The sequence below is a fragment of the Paenibacillus sp. strain BS8-2 genome (assembly GCF_054483835.1).
In genome coordinates this window covers 2685755-2701828 of record NZ_CM137010.1, presented here as the reverse complement: position 1 = coordinate 2701828, position 16074 = coordinate 2685755, and the positions used below count along the sequence as shown (strand labels likewise).

12 protein-coding genes are annotated in these 16074 nt (G+C 50.4%); 7 read left to right on the top strand and 5 right to left on the bottom strand.

The window, feature by feature from the left end; translation table 11 throughout:
* Nucleotides 1-72 precede the first annotated feature (72 nt).
* Complete coding sequence (gene wsfD, locus ACX1C1_RS11695; protein WP_458957248.1) at nt 73-1488, bottom strand: glycan biosynthesis hexose transferase WsfD; 1416 nt, start codon at nt 1486-1488, stop codon at nt 73-75.
* Between the two features lie 318 nt (nt 1489-1806).
* Between wsfD and ACX1C1_RS11690 the strand changes: the two genes are divergently transcribed.
* Nucleotides 1807-2181 carry a P-II family nitrogen regulator gene (locus tag ACX1C1_RS11690; RefSeq protein ID WP_458957247.1) on the top strand — a complete coding sequence of 125 codons (375 nt, stop codon included), beginning with the start codon at nt 1807-1809 and terminating at the stop codon, nt 2179-2181.
* A 3-nt stretch (nt 2182-2184) separates the two neighbouring features.
* Nucleotides 2185-3498: an ammonium transporter gene (locus ACX1C1_RS11685; protein WP_458957246.1), complete on the top strand. Its 1314-nt coding sequence runs from the start codon at nt 2185-2187 to the stop codon at nt 3496-3498.
* A gap of 265 nt (nt 3499-3763) precedes the next feature.
* On the opposite strand, the gene ACX1C1_RS11680 is transcribed toward ACX1C1_RS11685, so the two are convergent.
* Complete coding sequence (locus ACX1C1_RS11680) at nt 3764-5500, bottom strand: ABC transporter ATP-binding protein (protein ID WP_458957245.1); 1737 nt, start codon at nt 5498-5500, stop codon at nt 3764-3766.
* Nucleotides 5501-5716: 216 nt separating this feature from the next.
* Here ACX1C1_RS11680 and ACX1C1_RS11675 point away from each other — a divergent pair, with 216 nt between their 5' ends.
* From ACX1C1_RS11675 to ACX1C1_RS11660, 4 genes are all read left to right on the top strand, one after another.
* Nucleotides 5717-7162, top strand: a complete 1446-nt coding sequence (locus ACX1C1_RS11675) for an ABC transporter permease (protein WP_458957244.1) — start codon at nt 5717-5719, stop codon at nt 7160-7162.
* An 85-nt stretch (nt 7163-7247) separates the two neighbouring features.
* The gene (locus tag ACX1C1_RS11670; RefSeq protein ID WP_458957243.1) at nt 7248-8756 is read left to right on the top strand and encodes an ABC transporter permease; all 1509 of its coding nucleotides are present in this window, start codon (nt 7248-7250) and stop codon (nt 8754-8756) included.
* Between the two features lie 123 nt (nt 8757-8879).
* The gene (locus tag ACX1C1_RS11665) at nt 8880-10709 is read left to right on the top strand and encodes an ABC transporter substrate-binding protein (protein ID WP_458957242.1); all 1830 of its coding nucleotides are present in this window, start codon (nt 8880-8882) and stop codon (nt 10707-10709) included.
* A gap of 111 nt (nt 10710-10820) precedes the next feature.
* Nucleotides 10821-11267 carry a hypothetical protein gene (locus ACX1C1_RS11660; RefSeq protein ID WP_458957241.1) on the top strand — a complete coding sequence of 149 codons (447 nt, stop codon included), beginning with the start codon at nt 10821-10823 and terminating at the stop codon, nt 11265-11267.
* Nucleotides 11268-11322: 55 nt separating this feature from the next.
* Here ACX1C1_RS11660 and ACX1C1_RS11655 read toward each other — a convergent pair whose 3' ends face one another.
* Both ACX1C1_RS11655 and ACX1C1_RS11650 read right to left on the bottom strand, forming a co-directional pair.
* Nucleotides 11323-11463 (bottom strand): hypothetical protein, encoded by a 141-nt coding sequence (locus ACX1C1_RS11655; protein WP_458957240.1) that lies wholly within the window; start codon nt 11461-11463, stop codon nt 11323-11325.
* A 222-nt stretch (nt 11464-11685) separates the two neighbouring features.
* On the bottom strand, nt 11686-12624 hold the full coding sequence (locus tag ACX1C1_RS11650) for a phosphotransferase family protein (RefSeq protein ID WP_458957239.1): 939 nt from the start codon (nt 12622-12624) through the stop codon (nt 11686-11688).
* A gap of 244 nt (nt 12625-12868) precedes the next feature.
* Between ACX1C1_RS11650 and ACX1C1_RS11645 the strand changes: the two genes are divergently transcribed.
* Nucleotides 12869-14617, top strand: coding sequence for a methyl-accepting chemotaxis protein (locus tag ACX1C1_RS11645; protein ID WP_458957238.1), 1749 nt, complete (start codon nt 12869-12871; stop codon nt 14615-14617).
* Between the two features lie 59 nt (nt 14618-14676).
* On the opposite strand, the gene ACX1C1_RS11640 is transcribed toward ACX1C1_RS11645, so the two are convergent.
* A complete protein-coding gene (locus ACX1C1_RS11640) occupies nt 14677-16041 on the bottom strand; it encodes a glycoside hydrolase (protein WP_458957237.1) in 1365 nt (454 codons plus the stop codon).
* Nucleotides 16042-16074 lie beyond the last annotated feature (33 nt).

The window sequence follows — 16074 nt, the reverse complement described above, 5'->3', positions numbered from 1 at the left end:
CCACATTCACGTTTAAGTCGTTATTGGATTAACCGCATTCTCATTTCCGGGTTAGCTAAACCCATTCATTCGTCATCTCCATAGTAGTCTAAACACTCGATGAACCACCCATACAATCGCCGTCACCACCATCATATCGAAGCAGACGTTAAACAGGAATAAATGTTTGCCCATATCAGCCAGCCCGTCTCCAAGGATCGGAATCAGAAAAGCGAAGATGCCAGTCAATGCCAGCAGCAGAAACAGCTCGGCTTTAATTTTGCCTTGGCGAGCAGCCGCCTTCCGCCATTCCATTACAACAATCGTTATATAGGCCGCAGCAAAAGCAACGATAAACCACAGCTCGTTCGGCATAATTTTATGCTTAAACTCACTCCAGCTGCTGAATTGGAACGTCAGTGCCCCTCTTTCCTTCCCCGCAGTCTTCTCGAAGTTGCCGAGATAATATGGACGAATGCTCATGCTGTTCTCTGCCGCATAACTCATCTTGTCCAAGAGTCTGCCAGGATGACTCATATAGAAGAGAAGCACATCGAAGTGCGACATCCGGTCGTAGAAACCCTCCTTCAAAGAAGGATCATTCTGCGGAATCACCGTCCCCGATTGGAAATAGTTAGTACCGGCGAGCACAGACAAATGCTGCGGCAATCCCAGCGCTTCAAGATCGCCTTTGACGTCGGGAGAGTTATTTAATATACCAAAAAATACAGTCTGATAAATATTAATGTCCTTAAAATCTTTGGGAGCCGCCACGTACATCGTAACGGAAGCTAACATTGTAAAAGCGGACAAGCCGATAATCCACCCCCGAAGTCGCCTCTCTTTATCGAGCCCAACGAATCGGAGACCAAGCAAAGCAAAACCTATCCCGATCGGAGCATTCTGCGTTTTCGAACAAGTAAGGAACAAAACAGAAACATAAAAAATGACTAACAGAACCGGAGACAACTTGCTACGCTTCAGCAACGTTAACCCTATACCCATCGTAAGCAACAAGAAAACAAATGAAACCGGTTCGCCAAACAATGAATTGAAATAGGCCAAATAAGCAATATCGGTGAATACAACTATCATCAGCAGGACTAACAACACCGTTATTATACGGTAGGAAGACTTCATCGCCCGAACAACAAAATAACCGCCAGCTAGCAGCAATGCCGTATAGATCGCACCTAATACGCGAATATCAAACGCTGCTCCATTCACTATTCCAGCTATCAGTCTAGCGATCACCACCAATATCATTTGGGTGGAAGGATAAAACCCTCTTAAGAAATCATCATACGCAAACAACGCATGCGCATATCCAAAGAACCGATCCTCGTAAACTTCTGCAGCATCATAATAATTAAGCCCTGCCGTCCCCATCACACGCAAAAAATCACCATTGTCCGCGACACCAATAAATGGCCCTGCAAATAACAACACGATTGCGACGACCCCGGCAACGGTTAGGTATATCCGCTCCGCTTGGATCCATTTTTTCATCTGCACACCTTCTCATCTATCGGTATTCCAACCTGAATTTACCATGTAAGTCTACCATATATTCATTTATTCCCATAATCACCATCTCGCATATCATCCTTCACGCGCAAGTAGAGGAGAAGGCATTGAAATACGACAACCACGGCATAAAACATAACGCGATTGTTGCTAATTCTCTTCAAATATCGTCTGAATAGGATTACTTCAAGTAAGATATTGACGAATTTTGCTCTGCGTGAGATATTATTACATAGAATTGTAGAAAACATACAACGAATTGGTCATTTTACACAGTGAAATACAGGAGGAACTGTCAAGATGAAAAAAATCGAAGCCATCATTCGTCCGCAAAAGCTGCATGACGCAATCAAAGCGCTGCACGCCATCGGCGTTACGGCCTTTACCGTCAATCAAGTCGTTGGGCGGGGCATGCAGAAGGATCAGAACGGTATCTATAGAGGACGAAACTATCAAGTAAGCTTGCATCCTAAAGTGAAAATAGAAATCGTCATCTCCGACTTTATGGTGGAACGCACGGTGCAAGCCGTTATCACTGCTGCGCAAACCGGAGAAGCCGGAGACGGCAAGATCTTTATCTCCACAATCGAACAAGCTTACAACATTAAGACCGGCACGGTCGACGACTCCATCGACGAGCTCCGTCCCCCCGCGCCGCAGAAGGAAGAGGGATAACATATGGAGCCGATTCATATTAATACAATTTGGGTTGTCATCGCGGCCGCTATGGTGCTGTTCATGGAAGGCGGCTTCAGCTTGCTTGAGGCGGGATTAGTACGAACCAAAAACGCCGTTAACGTAACGATGAAAATATTCGTCGATTTGACGATCGGCGCGCTTGCCTTCTGGGCAATCGGCTTCGGATTTATGTTCGGGGACGACAGCGGCGGGTTTATCGGAACTTCGTTGTTCGGATCGCCGCAAGACATCGCGCTGAGCATCGAATTGCCGCCTGCCGCTTATGTGTTATTCCAGCTAGGTTTCGCAATTGCCTGTATCTCGATCGTTTCTGGCGCTGTCGCAGAACGTATGAACTTTAAAGCTTACGTCTTGATCGCGGCTTTCCTTACGATGTTTCTTTATCCGATCTCCGGTCATTGGGTGTGGAATGCGGACGGCTGGCTTGCGCAGCTAGGGATGAAGGACTTTGCAGGCTCCGCAGTCATCCACCTGCTAGGGGGATCCGCTGCACTTGCAATCGCCTGGATTCTCGGCCCCCGCAAGGGACGTTACACGGATGGAAGCGTCAATGTATTCGCACCTTCCAACATCCCCCTCGCTTCCGCTGGCGTATTCGTGTTATGGTTCGGCTGGTTCGGCTTTAACGCAGGCAGTACTTTGAGCGCGAGTGATGCCAACTTGTCCAGCATCGCCCTTAATACGATGCTTGCCGCAGCGGCTGGCGGAGCATCCGCATTACTTTTCACGATGTTCAGGTGGGGCAAGACCGATCCAAGTATGGTGATGAACGGCGCATTGTCCGGTCTCGTGGCCATTACCGCGGGCTGCGCATATGTGGATCAATGGCAAGCCATCCTAATTGGCCTTATCGGCGGACTCATCGTAATCGGCGCTACATTATATATTGACCGCTTGAAGATTGATGACCCGGTAGGGGCTGTTGCAGTCCATGGCTTCAATGGCGCATTCGGTACAATTGCAGTAGGTTTGTTCGACACACAAGATGGCTTGCTGACTGGCGGAGGGGCGGCACTTCTGGGCACGCAGCTGTTAGGCACGCTTACCATTCTCGCTTGGGGCTTCGCCGGCGGTATCGCTATCGCATACATTTGCAAATATACTGTCGGTCTTCGCGCATCAGCCGAAGAAGAAGAGGAAGGTCTCGACATGTCCTACCACGGCATCCCGGCATACAATGAGCTTGACCGATTCTCCGAGACAGCCAAGGCAATGTACGACTTCGAAGCTACAACAGGCGTCACAATTAAGCCTGTAGACGCCCTGTCCATTAGTTCCAAGGCTGGCGGCTAACCTCCGATTCCTATTAATGAGAAATGTAGTAGATTCTAGACGAACAATATCATCTACGGAGACTTACTATGTTAGCCGACGGTTACTCTGCCGTCGGCTCTTTCATTATTATGTCAGCAGGAACGACATAACCGCCGGAATCGCTCCGAAACAAAAACCCCAACCTCCACGAAATCGTAGAGATTGAGGTTAGTCATTCTGAGATGTTACCTTCATATCACGGCAATGTTTATATCCGACTGCCTACGTTATCAAAATCAAAAACTCAAGCTCCAGCTACCGCAACCCAATGTCCCTTGGATACTTCGATGAAGCTAGACCGATCCAATCCGTATGGATCCGCTTTGGACGCTTCGGTACTTACGATCAGCTTCTTCTTGGATTCAACCTTTGGATCCGGTACAGGAATAGCAGCTAGCAGTGTCTTGGTGTAGTCGTGCAGCGGATTTGAATACAGCTCCTCGCTCTCAGCCAGCTCCACAATTTTCCCCTTATACATGACGGCTACCCGGTCGCTGATATGCTTCACCATCGACAAGTCATGGGCAATAAACAAGTAGGTCAACCCGAGTCGCTGTTGCAGCTCCTCAAGCAGCTTGACAATCTGAGCCTGAATAGAGACATCGAGTGCGGATAACGGCTCGTCACAGACGATAAAGTCCGGCTCAACGGCAAGCGTACGCGCAATGCCGATCCGCTGGCGCTGGCCGCCCGAGAACTCATGCGGATACCGCATCGCATGCGAGGCGTTCAGCCCTACCATATCAAGCAGCTCCTCGATCCGCTTCTGGCGAGCCGCCTTGCCCTCATGCATACCATGAACATCAAGCGCTTCGCCAATTATGTCCGCCACACGCAGCCGCGGATTAAGCGATGCATACGGGTCCTGGAAGATCATCCCCATATGTCTTCTCATCCGCTTCATTTCGCCTCGTTTCAACTGTCCCAACGGAATCCCCCGGTACAGCACCTCGCCGCCAGTCGCTTCATTCAACCGTAGAATTGTGCGGCCTGTCGTCGATTTGCCGCTCCCCGACTCGCCCACTACACCGAGCGTTTCTCCCGCATGAATATCGAAGCTAATATTGTTGACTGCCTTTAGAATCTGCCCCTTGCCGAGGTTAAAATGCTGTTGGAGAGACTTCACTTGAAGAAGCGGCACAGAATCCTTCTCGATCCTCGTCGTATTGATAACCTTTGGTTTCTTCTTCTCATCAAGGCGCGGCAAAGCGTTCAGCAGCTTTATGGTATAGGGATGCTTAGGATTTGCAAACAACTCCTCCGTTGTCCCTGTCTCAACGATCTCTCCATCCTTCATCACGACGACCCGATCACACATGCCAGCTACGACACCGAGATCATGCGTAATCAAAATAATCGATGTGCCAAGCTCCCGCTGCAATTGCTTCATCTGATCCAGTATTTGCGCTTGAATCGTAACATCGAGCGCTGTCGTAGGTTCATCCGCGATCAGCAACGACGGTCGGCATGCAAGCGCAATAGCGATCATAACGCGCTGACGCATACCGCCTGAGAACTCGTGCGGATACTGTGCATACCGGGTCTCCGCATTCGGGATGCCGACCATCTTGAGCATCGAGATCGCCTCTGCGCGAGCCTCTGCTTTGTCCATCTTGCGATGTTTGACAAGGCTCTCCTCGATCTGTCTGCCAATACGCATCGTCGGATTAAGCGACGACATCGGATCCTGGAAGATCATCCCGATCTCCTTGCCGCGAATCGACTCCATCTCGGAATCGGTTTTGTCCGCCAGGTTCATCCCTTGGAATAATACCTCTCCGGCCTTAACAATAGATGGCGGGGACGGCAGCAATCGCATAATGGTGCGTGCCGTCACACTTTTGCCGCTGCCCGATTCGCCGACGATTCCAAGCGTCTCTCCTTTGCGCAGCTCAAAGCTCACCCCGCGAACGGCTTCAACCTCTTTATCTCTAACAAAAAATGAAACTGATAAGTTGTTCACTTTAAGCAAAGTATCCATGAGTTCACCTTTATTTTTTATTTTTTTTATTTTTTGCATTCGTGCATCTTTTCTGATTACTTGCAAATAGCTATAATACAATAATATAAGAAAATATTATTTCAAGCTATTATTTCATTCAATAATAAGTTTGTTGACATTTTACAACCCTTAAAATAAAATCTACTATATCGATCGGAATTATGCAAATTAAAATTGCTAAAGGAGTGGAATAGATTGACTGGCGATGCTGCTGCAACGGGATACGGCTTCATTGATCGTATTGCCGCTATCTACCACAAGATGTTTCTGAACCCCGCCTATCGATTGCTGCTTCTCATACTCGGGGCACCGGTCACGCTCATTGTGTTCTGCATTTATCAATATCGCAAATCAAGAGATGGAGCTCGCAGACAAGAGCAAGAGCTGCGCGCCACACTTGTAGCTTCGGGAGCCAAGGATCGACTGCTCGAGGAAGCACGAGATCAAGTGCAGCGCAAATATCGATTTTTTGGTCAGACGGTTACCGAAGATCAGATCATAAGAGAAGCTGGCCTTCTCACGGACAAACGCTTTGACGCGTTAGTCAAAGAACGTATGCAAGCGGCTGCTTCCGCTAATTCCGCTCAAAGCAATCTCACTTATACAGAAACGTTCGGGGACCTTCTTAACAATCCGTTATTCCTCGGCGCTTCAATGATCATTGGATTGCCCATGTATGCTTTGATGGCTATCTACTCCAATGCGTACATCAAATACACTGCAGAACGACTTTTTATGGCACTATTCGTCATTCTAGGCGTGTCGTTTCTTGTTTTTACGATTTTATACATCTCACCAATGAGCCCCGCCGCCAACATACTAGGTGAAACAGCGACGGACGAGCAGATTGCCGCCTTCAATCATTTGTACGGCCTGGATCAGCCTTATCTGGTGCAATTGTGGAACACGATTAAAGATATCTTTACCTTCGACCTGGGTCGTTCATTCGCAGGAAACGAAGATGTGACAGCATCGATAGCGAACAAGTTTCCTGTCACACTTACATTGACGGTCATCTCGACCTTGATTGCCGTCCTGATCGCATTGCCTATCGGCATTATTTCTGCGACGCGGCCTAATTCGTTTTTCGATTATACGTTTATGTTCATCGCCCTCTTGGGGCTGTCGATCCCGAACTTCTGGCAAGGCCTGATCTTTATCCTCAACTTCTCGATCAAGCTTTCCTGGCTGCCGGCAACGTACAATCCGAGTAACTGGCTATCGGCCATTATGCCGATTGTTGTTCTCGGCACGGCTCTTACCGCTGCGGTTGCCCGGATGACACGTTCGTCAACACTGGAAGTTATTCATGAGGATTACATCATTACAGCCCGCGCCAAAGGTCTGGCCCGTAGAAGCGTACTGTGGAAGCACGCTGTTGGTAATGCGCTTATTCCCATCATTACCGTAATCGGCTTGCAATTCGGCGGCATGTTAGGCGGAGCTGCCGTTACCGAGAAGGTATTCAACATTAGCGGTATCGGCAGCTATATCGTCGATAAGCAGTTTATCCCGGATATCCCCGCCATTATGGGCGGCGTCATCTATACAGCTATTACGATTTCGATTATCAATGTGATTGTTGACTTGCTGTATGCATTCTTCGACCCGCGGATTCGATCCAAAATGAAACAATATTAATGGAAGTCGATTCGTAGCGCACCCATCGCCTTGAATAAACATCGTGATCCAATATGTTGAATTACATTTAGAAGCAGGTGCTAACTTGACGACTACAACTTTAACCAAACAAGAAACCAACTTCAGACTGAAGTCTGCGCCTGAATACGGGCAAGCGAGCTTCGCCGGGATCATCACACTGGCGCTGGCTCTTGTATTCTTGGTGAATAGCTATGCACCGGACGAAGGAGCTTTCCGTCCCGTTACGCTAGTCCTGAGCATCGCTTACTTGGTATTCGCCGCGCTGCAGTTCATCGTATGGCTCGCGATTCGCCATAGCCTGATTAACAAAGGTGAGATCGGCTCCGGGACTAGGCGACTTGGATACGTACTGATGCTCAGCCTGCTGACCGCCAACGTATTCGTCGTTGCCTCCGCCTTTCAGCTTGTCAAACGCCGCAAGTCAGCGGCCTATACGTTAGCTGTCTACATGTTGCTCACGACTTTACTCGTATTTGCCGTATCGGCGTTAAATCTGTTCAAGCCTTATGTTGCGAACGGCTTCTTGCCCGGCATGTTCTTGCTGTTGATATCAGCAATCGTGCAGTTGATTGCTATGCTGCTTATTGCGAAGTTCGCAGACGGCAACACACTCCCCCGGTGGATGTGGTTCGTAGCCATTATGTTGATTGCGACTGCTGCGACAGGCAATCTGTTCGCACTGTTTCTCAGCCTGCTGCTGATAGCAAAGCTGCGCGACAAAGGTTATTCATCCGGCTCCAAGGTAAGCGATATTGTCGAGAGGCTGTCCAGAAGCTCGACTTCGATGCTGGGCCTGTTATTTATACTGTTCCTCTTCTCCTTGTCCGTAACGAGCTATATGACATTTGATTACGGTATGGCGATTGATAATAACTATGCGGCCATCTTCCAGTCGCCAAGCTTGGAATACCCGCTTGGCACAGACAATTTCGGTCGTGATCTCTTCTCTCGAATCGTATTCGGAGCAAGAATCTCGCTTATCGTAGGCCTGTTATCCACCCTTATTCCGGTTATCATCGGAGGAGCGCTCGGCGCAATCTCCGGTTATTATGGACGTCAGACGGACAACCTGATTATGCGTGCGCTGGATATTCTATACGCCATTCCCGGCATTCTGCTCGCGATCGCAATCATTGCCGCCTTTGGCGCCAGCACCACCAACTTGATCCTGGCGCTTAGCGTCGGCGCGATCCCTACTTATGCGCGGACGATGAGAGCCAACGTAATGCTTGTATCTACGCTAGAATACGTACAAGCCGCACGCGCTTTCGGCTCCAGCGACTTTACCATTCTGTTCAAACACATCGTCCCTAATTCTCTGGCGCCAATGATTGTAAAGTCGTCGCTCACGATCGGCACGGCCGTTATTTCGACGAGCAGCTTAAGCTTTCTGGGACTCGGCGTTGAGCCGCATATCCCCGAATGGGGCAATATATTGAAGCTCGGCAGCGCCTACCTGGAGACACATTCCTACACTGCTATTTATCCTGGTCTTGCCATAATCGCACTCGTACTGTCGTTCAACTTCCTTGGCGACGGCCTGCGCGATGCTCTCGATCCCAAGCTGGACTAAGCAGCGTCCCATCGTAACCTCATTCATATTCCATCGACTTCTATGTTACAAAACCATGAATGGACGATGAATGAATGTGAGTTAACATATATACACAATCATCTTTAGGAGGGGAACACCATTATGAAGAACACAGCAAAACTCGGCGCCATCATGCTGCTCAGCTTATCTGTCGTATTAAGCGGCTGCAAATTGACGACCAAAAATGATGTATCCGAATCGCCATCGCCTACCGAAGGAACGACTGTAGTCGATAACAATCCGGTAGATATCGAGTTGCTTGGCATGAGTGCCCAAGAAACCGATATGAACATTATTCGAGATCAACTGTCCAAGAACGGCTTCAACGTTAAGCTAAACCTTCAGGCCGACTACAGCAGCTTCAAAGCTCAGCAAGACGCAGGAAACTTCGACATATCTCTGTCGGGCTGGACGACAGTAACAGGCAACCCGGATTACGCGGTGCGCTCGCTATTCAAGACTGGCGGCGACTACAGTATCTTGTCCGATGCCGAGATCGACGCGCTGATCGATCAAGCCGCTACGCAAACGCCAGAAGAATTCGTAGCAACGTACAAAGATTTCGAGCAAAAGCTTGTGTTCGACAATGCCTACATCGCACCGCTGTACAGCTCGCTGAAATCCCAGGCGCTGAACAAAGAAGTACTGAACCCGGATTCTGTCCGTTTATCCAAGTCCCGTTCCCTCCCATGGGAAGAGCTGGACTTCAACGACACTTCGAAACGTGATACGGATGCGCTAGTGCTGCAATCCATTATGCCTTCACTGACATCTCTTGATCCAATCAAGGGCAATGACGGCTCGATCAATATCATCAACACCAACCAATATGTTCGTCTGGTTAACCTGACGGACGACGACAAAGTTACTTCTGTTGGCTCCCTGTCGCGTAATCATGTCATCGCCGAAGGCAACTCCGAGTACTACTTCATCCTGCGCGACGACATCAACTTCGCCGCTGTTAAGGACAAAAAAGCTGTAGATAGTGGCGAGCGCGTAGGCGCAGACGATGTAATCTTCTCGATGAACCGTGCAAAGGACAAAAACTCCGTTCCGGATCACCGTACGTACACGCTGCACGAGCATATCAATACAGTAGAAACAGTTACCGACATTGCCGCTCTCGAAGGTCTTAAGGTTTCCGGCAGCGACCAAACGGTAAAAGCCGCTCTTGAAGAAGGGCTGGATGCCAAAATTACCGAGCTGGTAGCCGACAAGGCGCAAGCGAACAACGCTTCCGGCAAATACCAAGTGGTGAAACTGACGACAACTGAGCCGTTCCCGCAGGTTCTGAACTATCTGGCTCACCAATCCGCAGGTATCGTATCGAAGAAACAGGTTGAAGCTATCAACACGTACGACGTTGCCAAGTTTGATCCGAACAAAGATATCCCTTACGGCGACCAAAACACCGTAACAGAAGGCGGCTCGTACAACAATACGCTCTACACAAGCGGTCCTTACATCCTGTCGTACAAAAATGATTACGAAGCGATCTTCTACAAGAACCCTGCTTACATGACTGGAACAGAGCATGCTCCGAGAATCGACAGCATTAAAGTGCGCTTCATCAAGGATGCGGAGAGTTCCCTTGCTGCGCTTCGCAGCGGCGAGATCCACATGTACTACGGCGTATCCGAAACGAAGTTCGACATTGTTAAGAGCGACGCCAAGCTGGAGCTCCAAACAATGCCGAGCAATGGTGTATCGTACCTGCTCTTCAACACCAAGAATCGTCCGGTAGCCGAAAGCGCGGATCTGCGTAAAGCAGTTTTGTATTCGATCAATCAAGACGACTTCATCACGTACTACGGCGGCAATAAGTTCAAAGCTATCTCCACGCTTAGCCCAATTGTTAACACTGGTCTTGAACTGAAAGCAGATGCTGACAAGGTGAAGGAATTCCTGAACGCTTACAAAGCAAGCAAATAATGCGAAAAAAGAGACTGCTCCCGTCCAGCCAACAAAGCCGATGGTCGGGGGCGTCTCTTTCGTATATGTCCTTATTTCTTTATTATCATAAATGACCAAGGAGTGATCACGATGTCGAATACAAAACTATCCCAGTGGGACGCTCTGCAGCTGGAGTCGCTTAAGGCACTAGGCTGGAGCAACGAACAAATTATCCAGCAAGTAGTTAGCGGTGATCTACCGAAGGACGAAAGCAAGTTCCAGTTCGACTATGCAGGCTTGCGCGCAGTCGCGGCTGATGAACCGGACACCTTCAAGTCCGCTGTGGAGAACGGCTATCAGATCAAATACAACACCATTCGCGGTATCCATAGCTGGATCTTGGTGGCGCTGAAGCAAGAAGCCGAGCTCATCCTTGAGCCGGGAGCAGAAGCAGTTCTCGTGGCGCTGACTGAAGCGGAGGCTGCTGCGCTGACAAACGTGTTGTCATTCGGCTGGGCCGTTAGCGCCGACTCCGCAGCAGAAGCGCCAGATGAAGAGGGACGCTCAGTGTATTGGGTTGCTCCTGCGGCGCAGTGATTGATAGGGGGATGATTCCCCCTCTCTTCTCATCCTATATAGGTTCCTGTGTCCATTACAACATACTTGCCACGAGACTTACCATCACCAGCAATCCCGCAACAAACATAATCAAGGAACCCAGCACATGCAGCACAACGAGTTCCGCCAGCATCTCTGCAATCGCAGCAACGCCTACTCTTCGTTCTCTTATCATACTTCTGACTCCACCATAAGCATCACGAAGACCATAACCGCCAATGAATAGACATACGATAGCCGCGATTCATATAACAACCGGATGCCCATGATGAATGACCATACCCACATATCCACCTCAACTTGTTTACATTACCGCATTATATACCTATATCTCCTCAAGTTAGGTTTTGTATACCCCTTATGCTCAACGTCCTCATTGGCTGTCCGGGGTACATGCTTAATACTCCGCTCGGGACAACACGCTAACCAAATATTCGTCCAGCCTCATCCTTACCCTTTCATCCGTCAGCCCCTCAAATCCAAGATCGATCCATCCAGGGTACACCTCCGGCGTCCCGTCGGCATAGTCCAGCAGCGTGACCAGGTCCCAATATGGATCATAATGAAAGCCAGCTCCTGCATAATGCCTGTATCGATGTAGAAAAACATCCGCCGCCTCCACGCCGTGCAACTGGCACAGATTGACGCGGCAATGGCCGAGATCAATGCCAGCAGGGCCTATGCAGCCGTTAACCCAGTCTACGATACCGCTAATTGCGCCATTCAGCCATAACAGATTTGTCGGGTGGTAATCGCGATGGATGAAACATGGGGTGAAGGTTGACACGGATCCTGTGACGATATCGACGGCATGCCGCCATTGATCAGGAACGGTGCTCCATCCCGAGGCATCAAACTTTGAAGCATCAGAGTATGAACCAAAGGTCCATGGGAATCCGTCGTCCCCCGCCTTAGCCTCAATCTCCTCCCCTTCATGCAGCTTCGCCAATGTCGCCGCCATTGCATCCAACCATTCATAAAGATCCATGGGCTCGAGCACGACTTCTCCTTCAAGATGGGTCATCAGGAGCGATGGTCGTCCACCACTTTCGCTGCCGTCGATATCATACGCGATGACGTTAGGCGCTGCTATCCCTGTTATCGCAGACGCTCGGCGCAGACACTCAGCTTCATGTCGCGCCAGATCCGGCTCGCTTCGTAGCCAGTCCTCGTTGTCATATTGGCGAAGCACATAAACGTTCAGCTCTCCTTGTATATCCACGGATACACGATAGATTGGCGTTGATACGCCTCCCTTGAGACGTTCGGTCAATACCAACCGACTATCGGGATGTATCATCTTCTCTACCCACCGTACGGCACTCTCTTCTAGCATCTCCGTTCATTCCTCTCTCGCATTCAGCGCTTGGTTCTACTACATTGTTTGCCCGTCGCCGGCACCGATCGTTATGTTCTACTTCCCATCAAATTACATGACAAATTAGCTATTGTCCAGATTGTAAAACCGGAAATCAAACACGATGTCAGCTTCTTTAATATAAAACAAATAATTTCCTTCTATTTAGCTAACAATTTGAAACTATGATGAAAGCATTAAATTTCCAGTGAGGTGTCCTTTGATGTTCAAATGGCTTAAGCAAAAAAGTTTGTTGCTAACGAGTTCAGTCATACTTTCGATTCTATTTCTCTTGATCATCGGCATAATGTCCTCTGTTCTGTACCTGGGACAAAGAAGCGCCGCCTATCACGAATTCGAACAACTAGGCACAACACTTAGAGCGCAAGCACAAGCCAATACCAGTCTGATCGAGCCGCTGGCAGCAGCTATTGATGCTGGACAAGCTTCTCCAGCCAACGAAGCAGGCATCCTGAAGCGCCTCTTGAACGGCATGACAGAAAACGATACCCTGACGAATGCGTATTATTTGTCCGCGAACTCCTCGCTCAAGGATGACGTCTTGCAATTAACGAATCTTCAAGTAAGTGATGCATTAAGCGATGCCGGAAGCTTGAGCGGTCAAACCTTTGAATCGCCCGAAGAGCTTGGCAAAGGCTATGAACTCGCTATTCAAGGAAAGCCTCGATTAAGCGACGTATACGAAGATGACTATGGGACTTGGATCAGCTATTTGGCCCCGATTATGGGCGCCGACGGCAAACCGATTGCCGTGCTTGGATTAGATTTTGATTATGACAAAGTGGAAGCGCGCATGGCTAAGCTGTTAATCCAATCGGTGTTAGTGGGTCTCATCGCCGCACTGATAGCGATAGGTCTTGTTATTCCGTTGCTTCGTATGGCGATCAAGCCTCTTATGCATCTCCGCGACCAAGCCAAGCTGGCCGCTGCCGGCGACCTGACGTTGTCGATCCCCGTAACGAACAACAACGAGATCGGACAAGCGGCCAAATCGTTTAACGAAATGATCGCAAGTCTACATGCCTTAACGATTAATATCAAAAATTCCTCTCGCGAGGTTGGCGAAGCCTCCGGCAGCTTGAAGGAAACAGCTAGTCAAACGGCGCTTGCTACTAATGAAATTACCGAATCCATCCAGAACATTGCCGTCGGTACGGAAACTCAGCTGATCAGCTCGCAGGAATGCCAGACGGCTATGACGGAGATGGCTGTCGGCATTCAGCGGATCGCGGAATCTACTGGTGTTGTATCTGATCTTGCTGTGGATACAGCGCTCCTGGCAGCCGAAGGCGGCGTTATTATTAACCAGACCGTAGAGCAAATCGATCGACTGGAACGCCAAGTTGTTCATGCCGCCGAATCGATGCATGAGTTGAACCAGCACAGTAGTCGCATCGGCGAGATTTTGGCACATATTAGTGAGGTTGCGGGTCAGACGAATTTGTTAGCTCTTAATGCATCTATCGAAGCTGCTCGTGCAGGAGAGCATGGCAGAGGGTTTGCCGTCGTCGCTCTGGAGATCCGCAAGCTGGCTGAACGCTCGAAGGAGTCCTCCGAGGAAATCGCCCACATCCTGCACTCGATTGGCGATCGTACGCAAACTCTGTCGGTTACATTGGATGCTTCGGCATCGGAAGCAAGGGCCAGCACCACCCTCGCTAACAACTCCGGCGAGTCGTTCAAATCCATCTTGGACGCGATCGGCCAAGTGAGCGCTCAAGTACAAGAGGTGTCGGCTGCGTCTGAGCAGATGTCTGCAAGCAGTCAACAAATCGCGGCTTCGCTGGAGGAGCTTGCACGCATCGCAGAGAGCTCCTCTGGTCACTCGCAGCAGGTCGCCGCTGCATCAGAGGAGCAGCTCGCCTCCGTCGAAGAGGTGGCCGGAGCCGCCGAGCAATTGCGATCGCTCGCAGGAGACCTAGGTGTCGCGGTTAGCCGATTCACGGTGTAACATGCAAAGGCCGTTCCTGCAAGTCGTCGTTGGACGATTTGCAGGAACGGCCTTGTGCCTTAATACTCCGTGTAGCTCGTAATTGACTTGCCCGGCAGCGTAACGGTGACCGACCCGCCGGATACAGTCAGGTCCGTCAGCTTTGCCATATCCTCAGTTGCGCTGGTTCGCCGCACCGCAAGACTCGGCATCGTCCACCCGTTAATGACGGTCGTGATCGCGGACGCGCTGTTATTGATGATGACGACAGCTCCTCGTCCCGAAGCATTAACGCCAGCAACCGACACCAAGTTGGCATCGCTCGACGATGCCAGCACTCGCGTGTCCCCGGGCCGCAAATATCGGCTGAACTGCCCCATGACGTACAACCTCTTGTTGACGGAGTAGGCATTGTTGCTGCCGAGATTGATAAGCCCCTCGCCCGAGCCGCTCGTTGCGGGGTTGACCGCCCACCAATACAGCCATCCCCTCTCCCCGCGCTTCAAGGCAGCCGCAATCATGTTGCCCCACTTGAGTCCGTCCGTGATGGAGGAGTCGTTGGCGCTTTGGAAGTTGCTTACCTCCGTGCTGATGAGCGGTTTGCCGAAGTGATTGACGTCGACGTACGCGCTATAATCGTGCACGGCGACGAAGTCAAGCTTGCCACGGGTAGTCGTGCTAAAGGCATTCATGTAATTGGCCGAAGCCGTTCGATTGGAGCCCTCTGGCGCCCCAACGAGCACGCCTTGGCCCAGGCCGTGGATGGCGTCCGCCACTTTGGCCGAGACGGCGTCCAGCTCGGCGTTCGTATATTGGGCGGAGGCGTAGGAGGTCGCGAGATCGGGTTCGTTCTGCACGCTCAGCCACTTGATGTTGATGCCGAACGTGTTGCGGTACTGATTGACGTACATCTTTAAGTAGTTCGCGAAAATATCGTAATGCGTCGTCTTCAGCTTGCCTCCGTTATTAGGCGAGCCGTTCGTCTTCATCCAGCCTGGAGGGCTCCAAGGCACCGCGTAGAACTGGTTCATGCCCCGACTGATCGCTTCTCCAGCGAACCATCGCTGATGCAGATCCGTATTCCAGTCGATGACGCCGTCCGCCGGCATAAACGTCGTCTGAACGGAATCTTGCGCGGACGTGTACGGATTGACCTCCAGCCTGACAATGGACAGCCCCGCGTTGTTCCCGTCGGTTCGAAACAGCTTGTCGAGGATGGCCCCGCGGGCGGCGCTGCCATAGTTGTTCATCAGCTCATTCACCGGATGGTTGGCAGCTGCCCCAAATCCCCAGATGCTCTGGTACGCCGTCGTTTTGTGCAGCGTTACCGTGCTGTTAGCCGCGTAAACGGCCGATCGCGGCGTTCCCGCGGCAGTAGCCGCTAACGCCAGCGCCAGCAGAAGGATCGCGACGATCCTGCCGCCGCTCTTGCCTTTCGTTAACACATCAAACACCTCTCTTTCGTTGATGATGAGCGG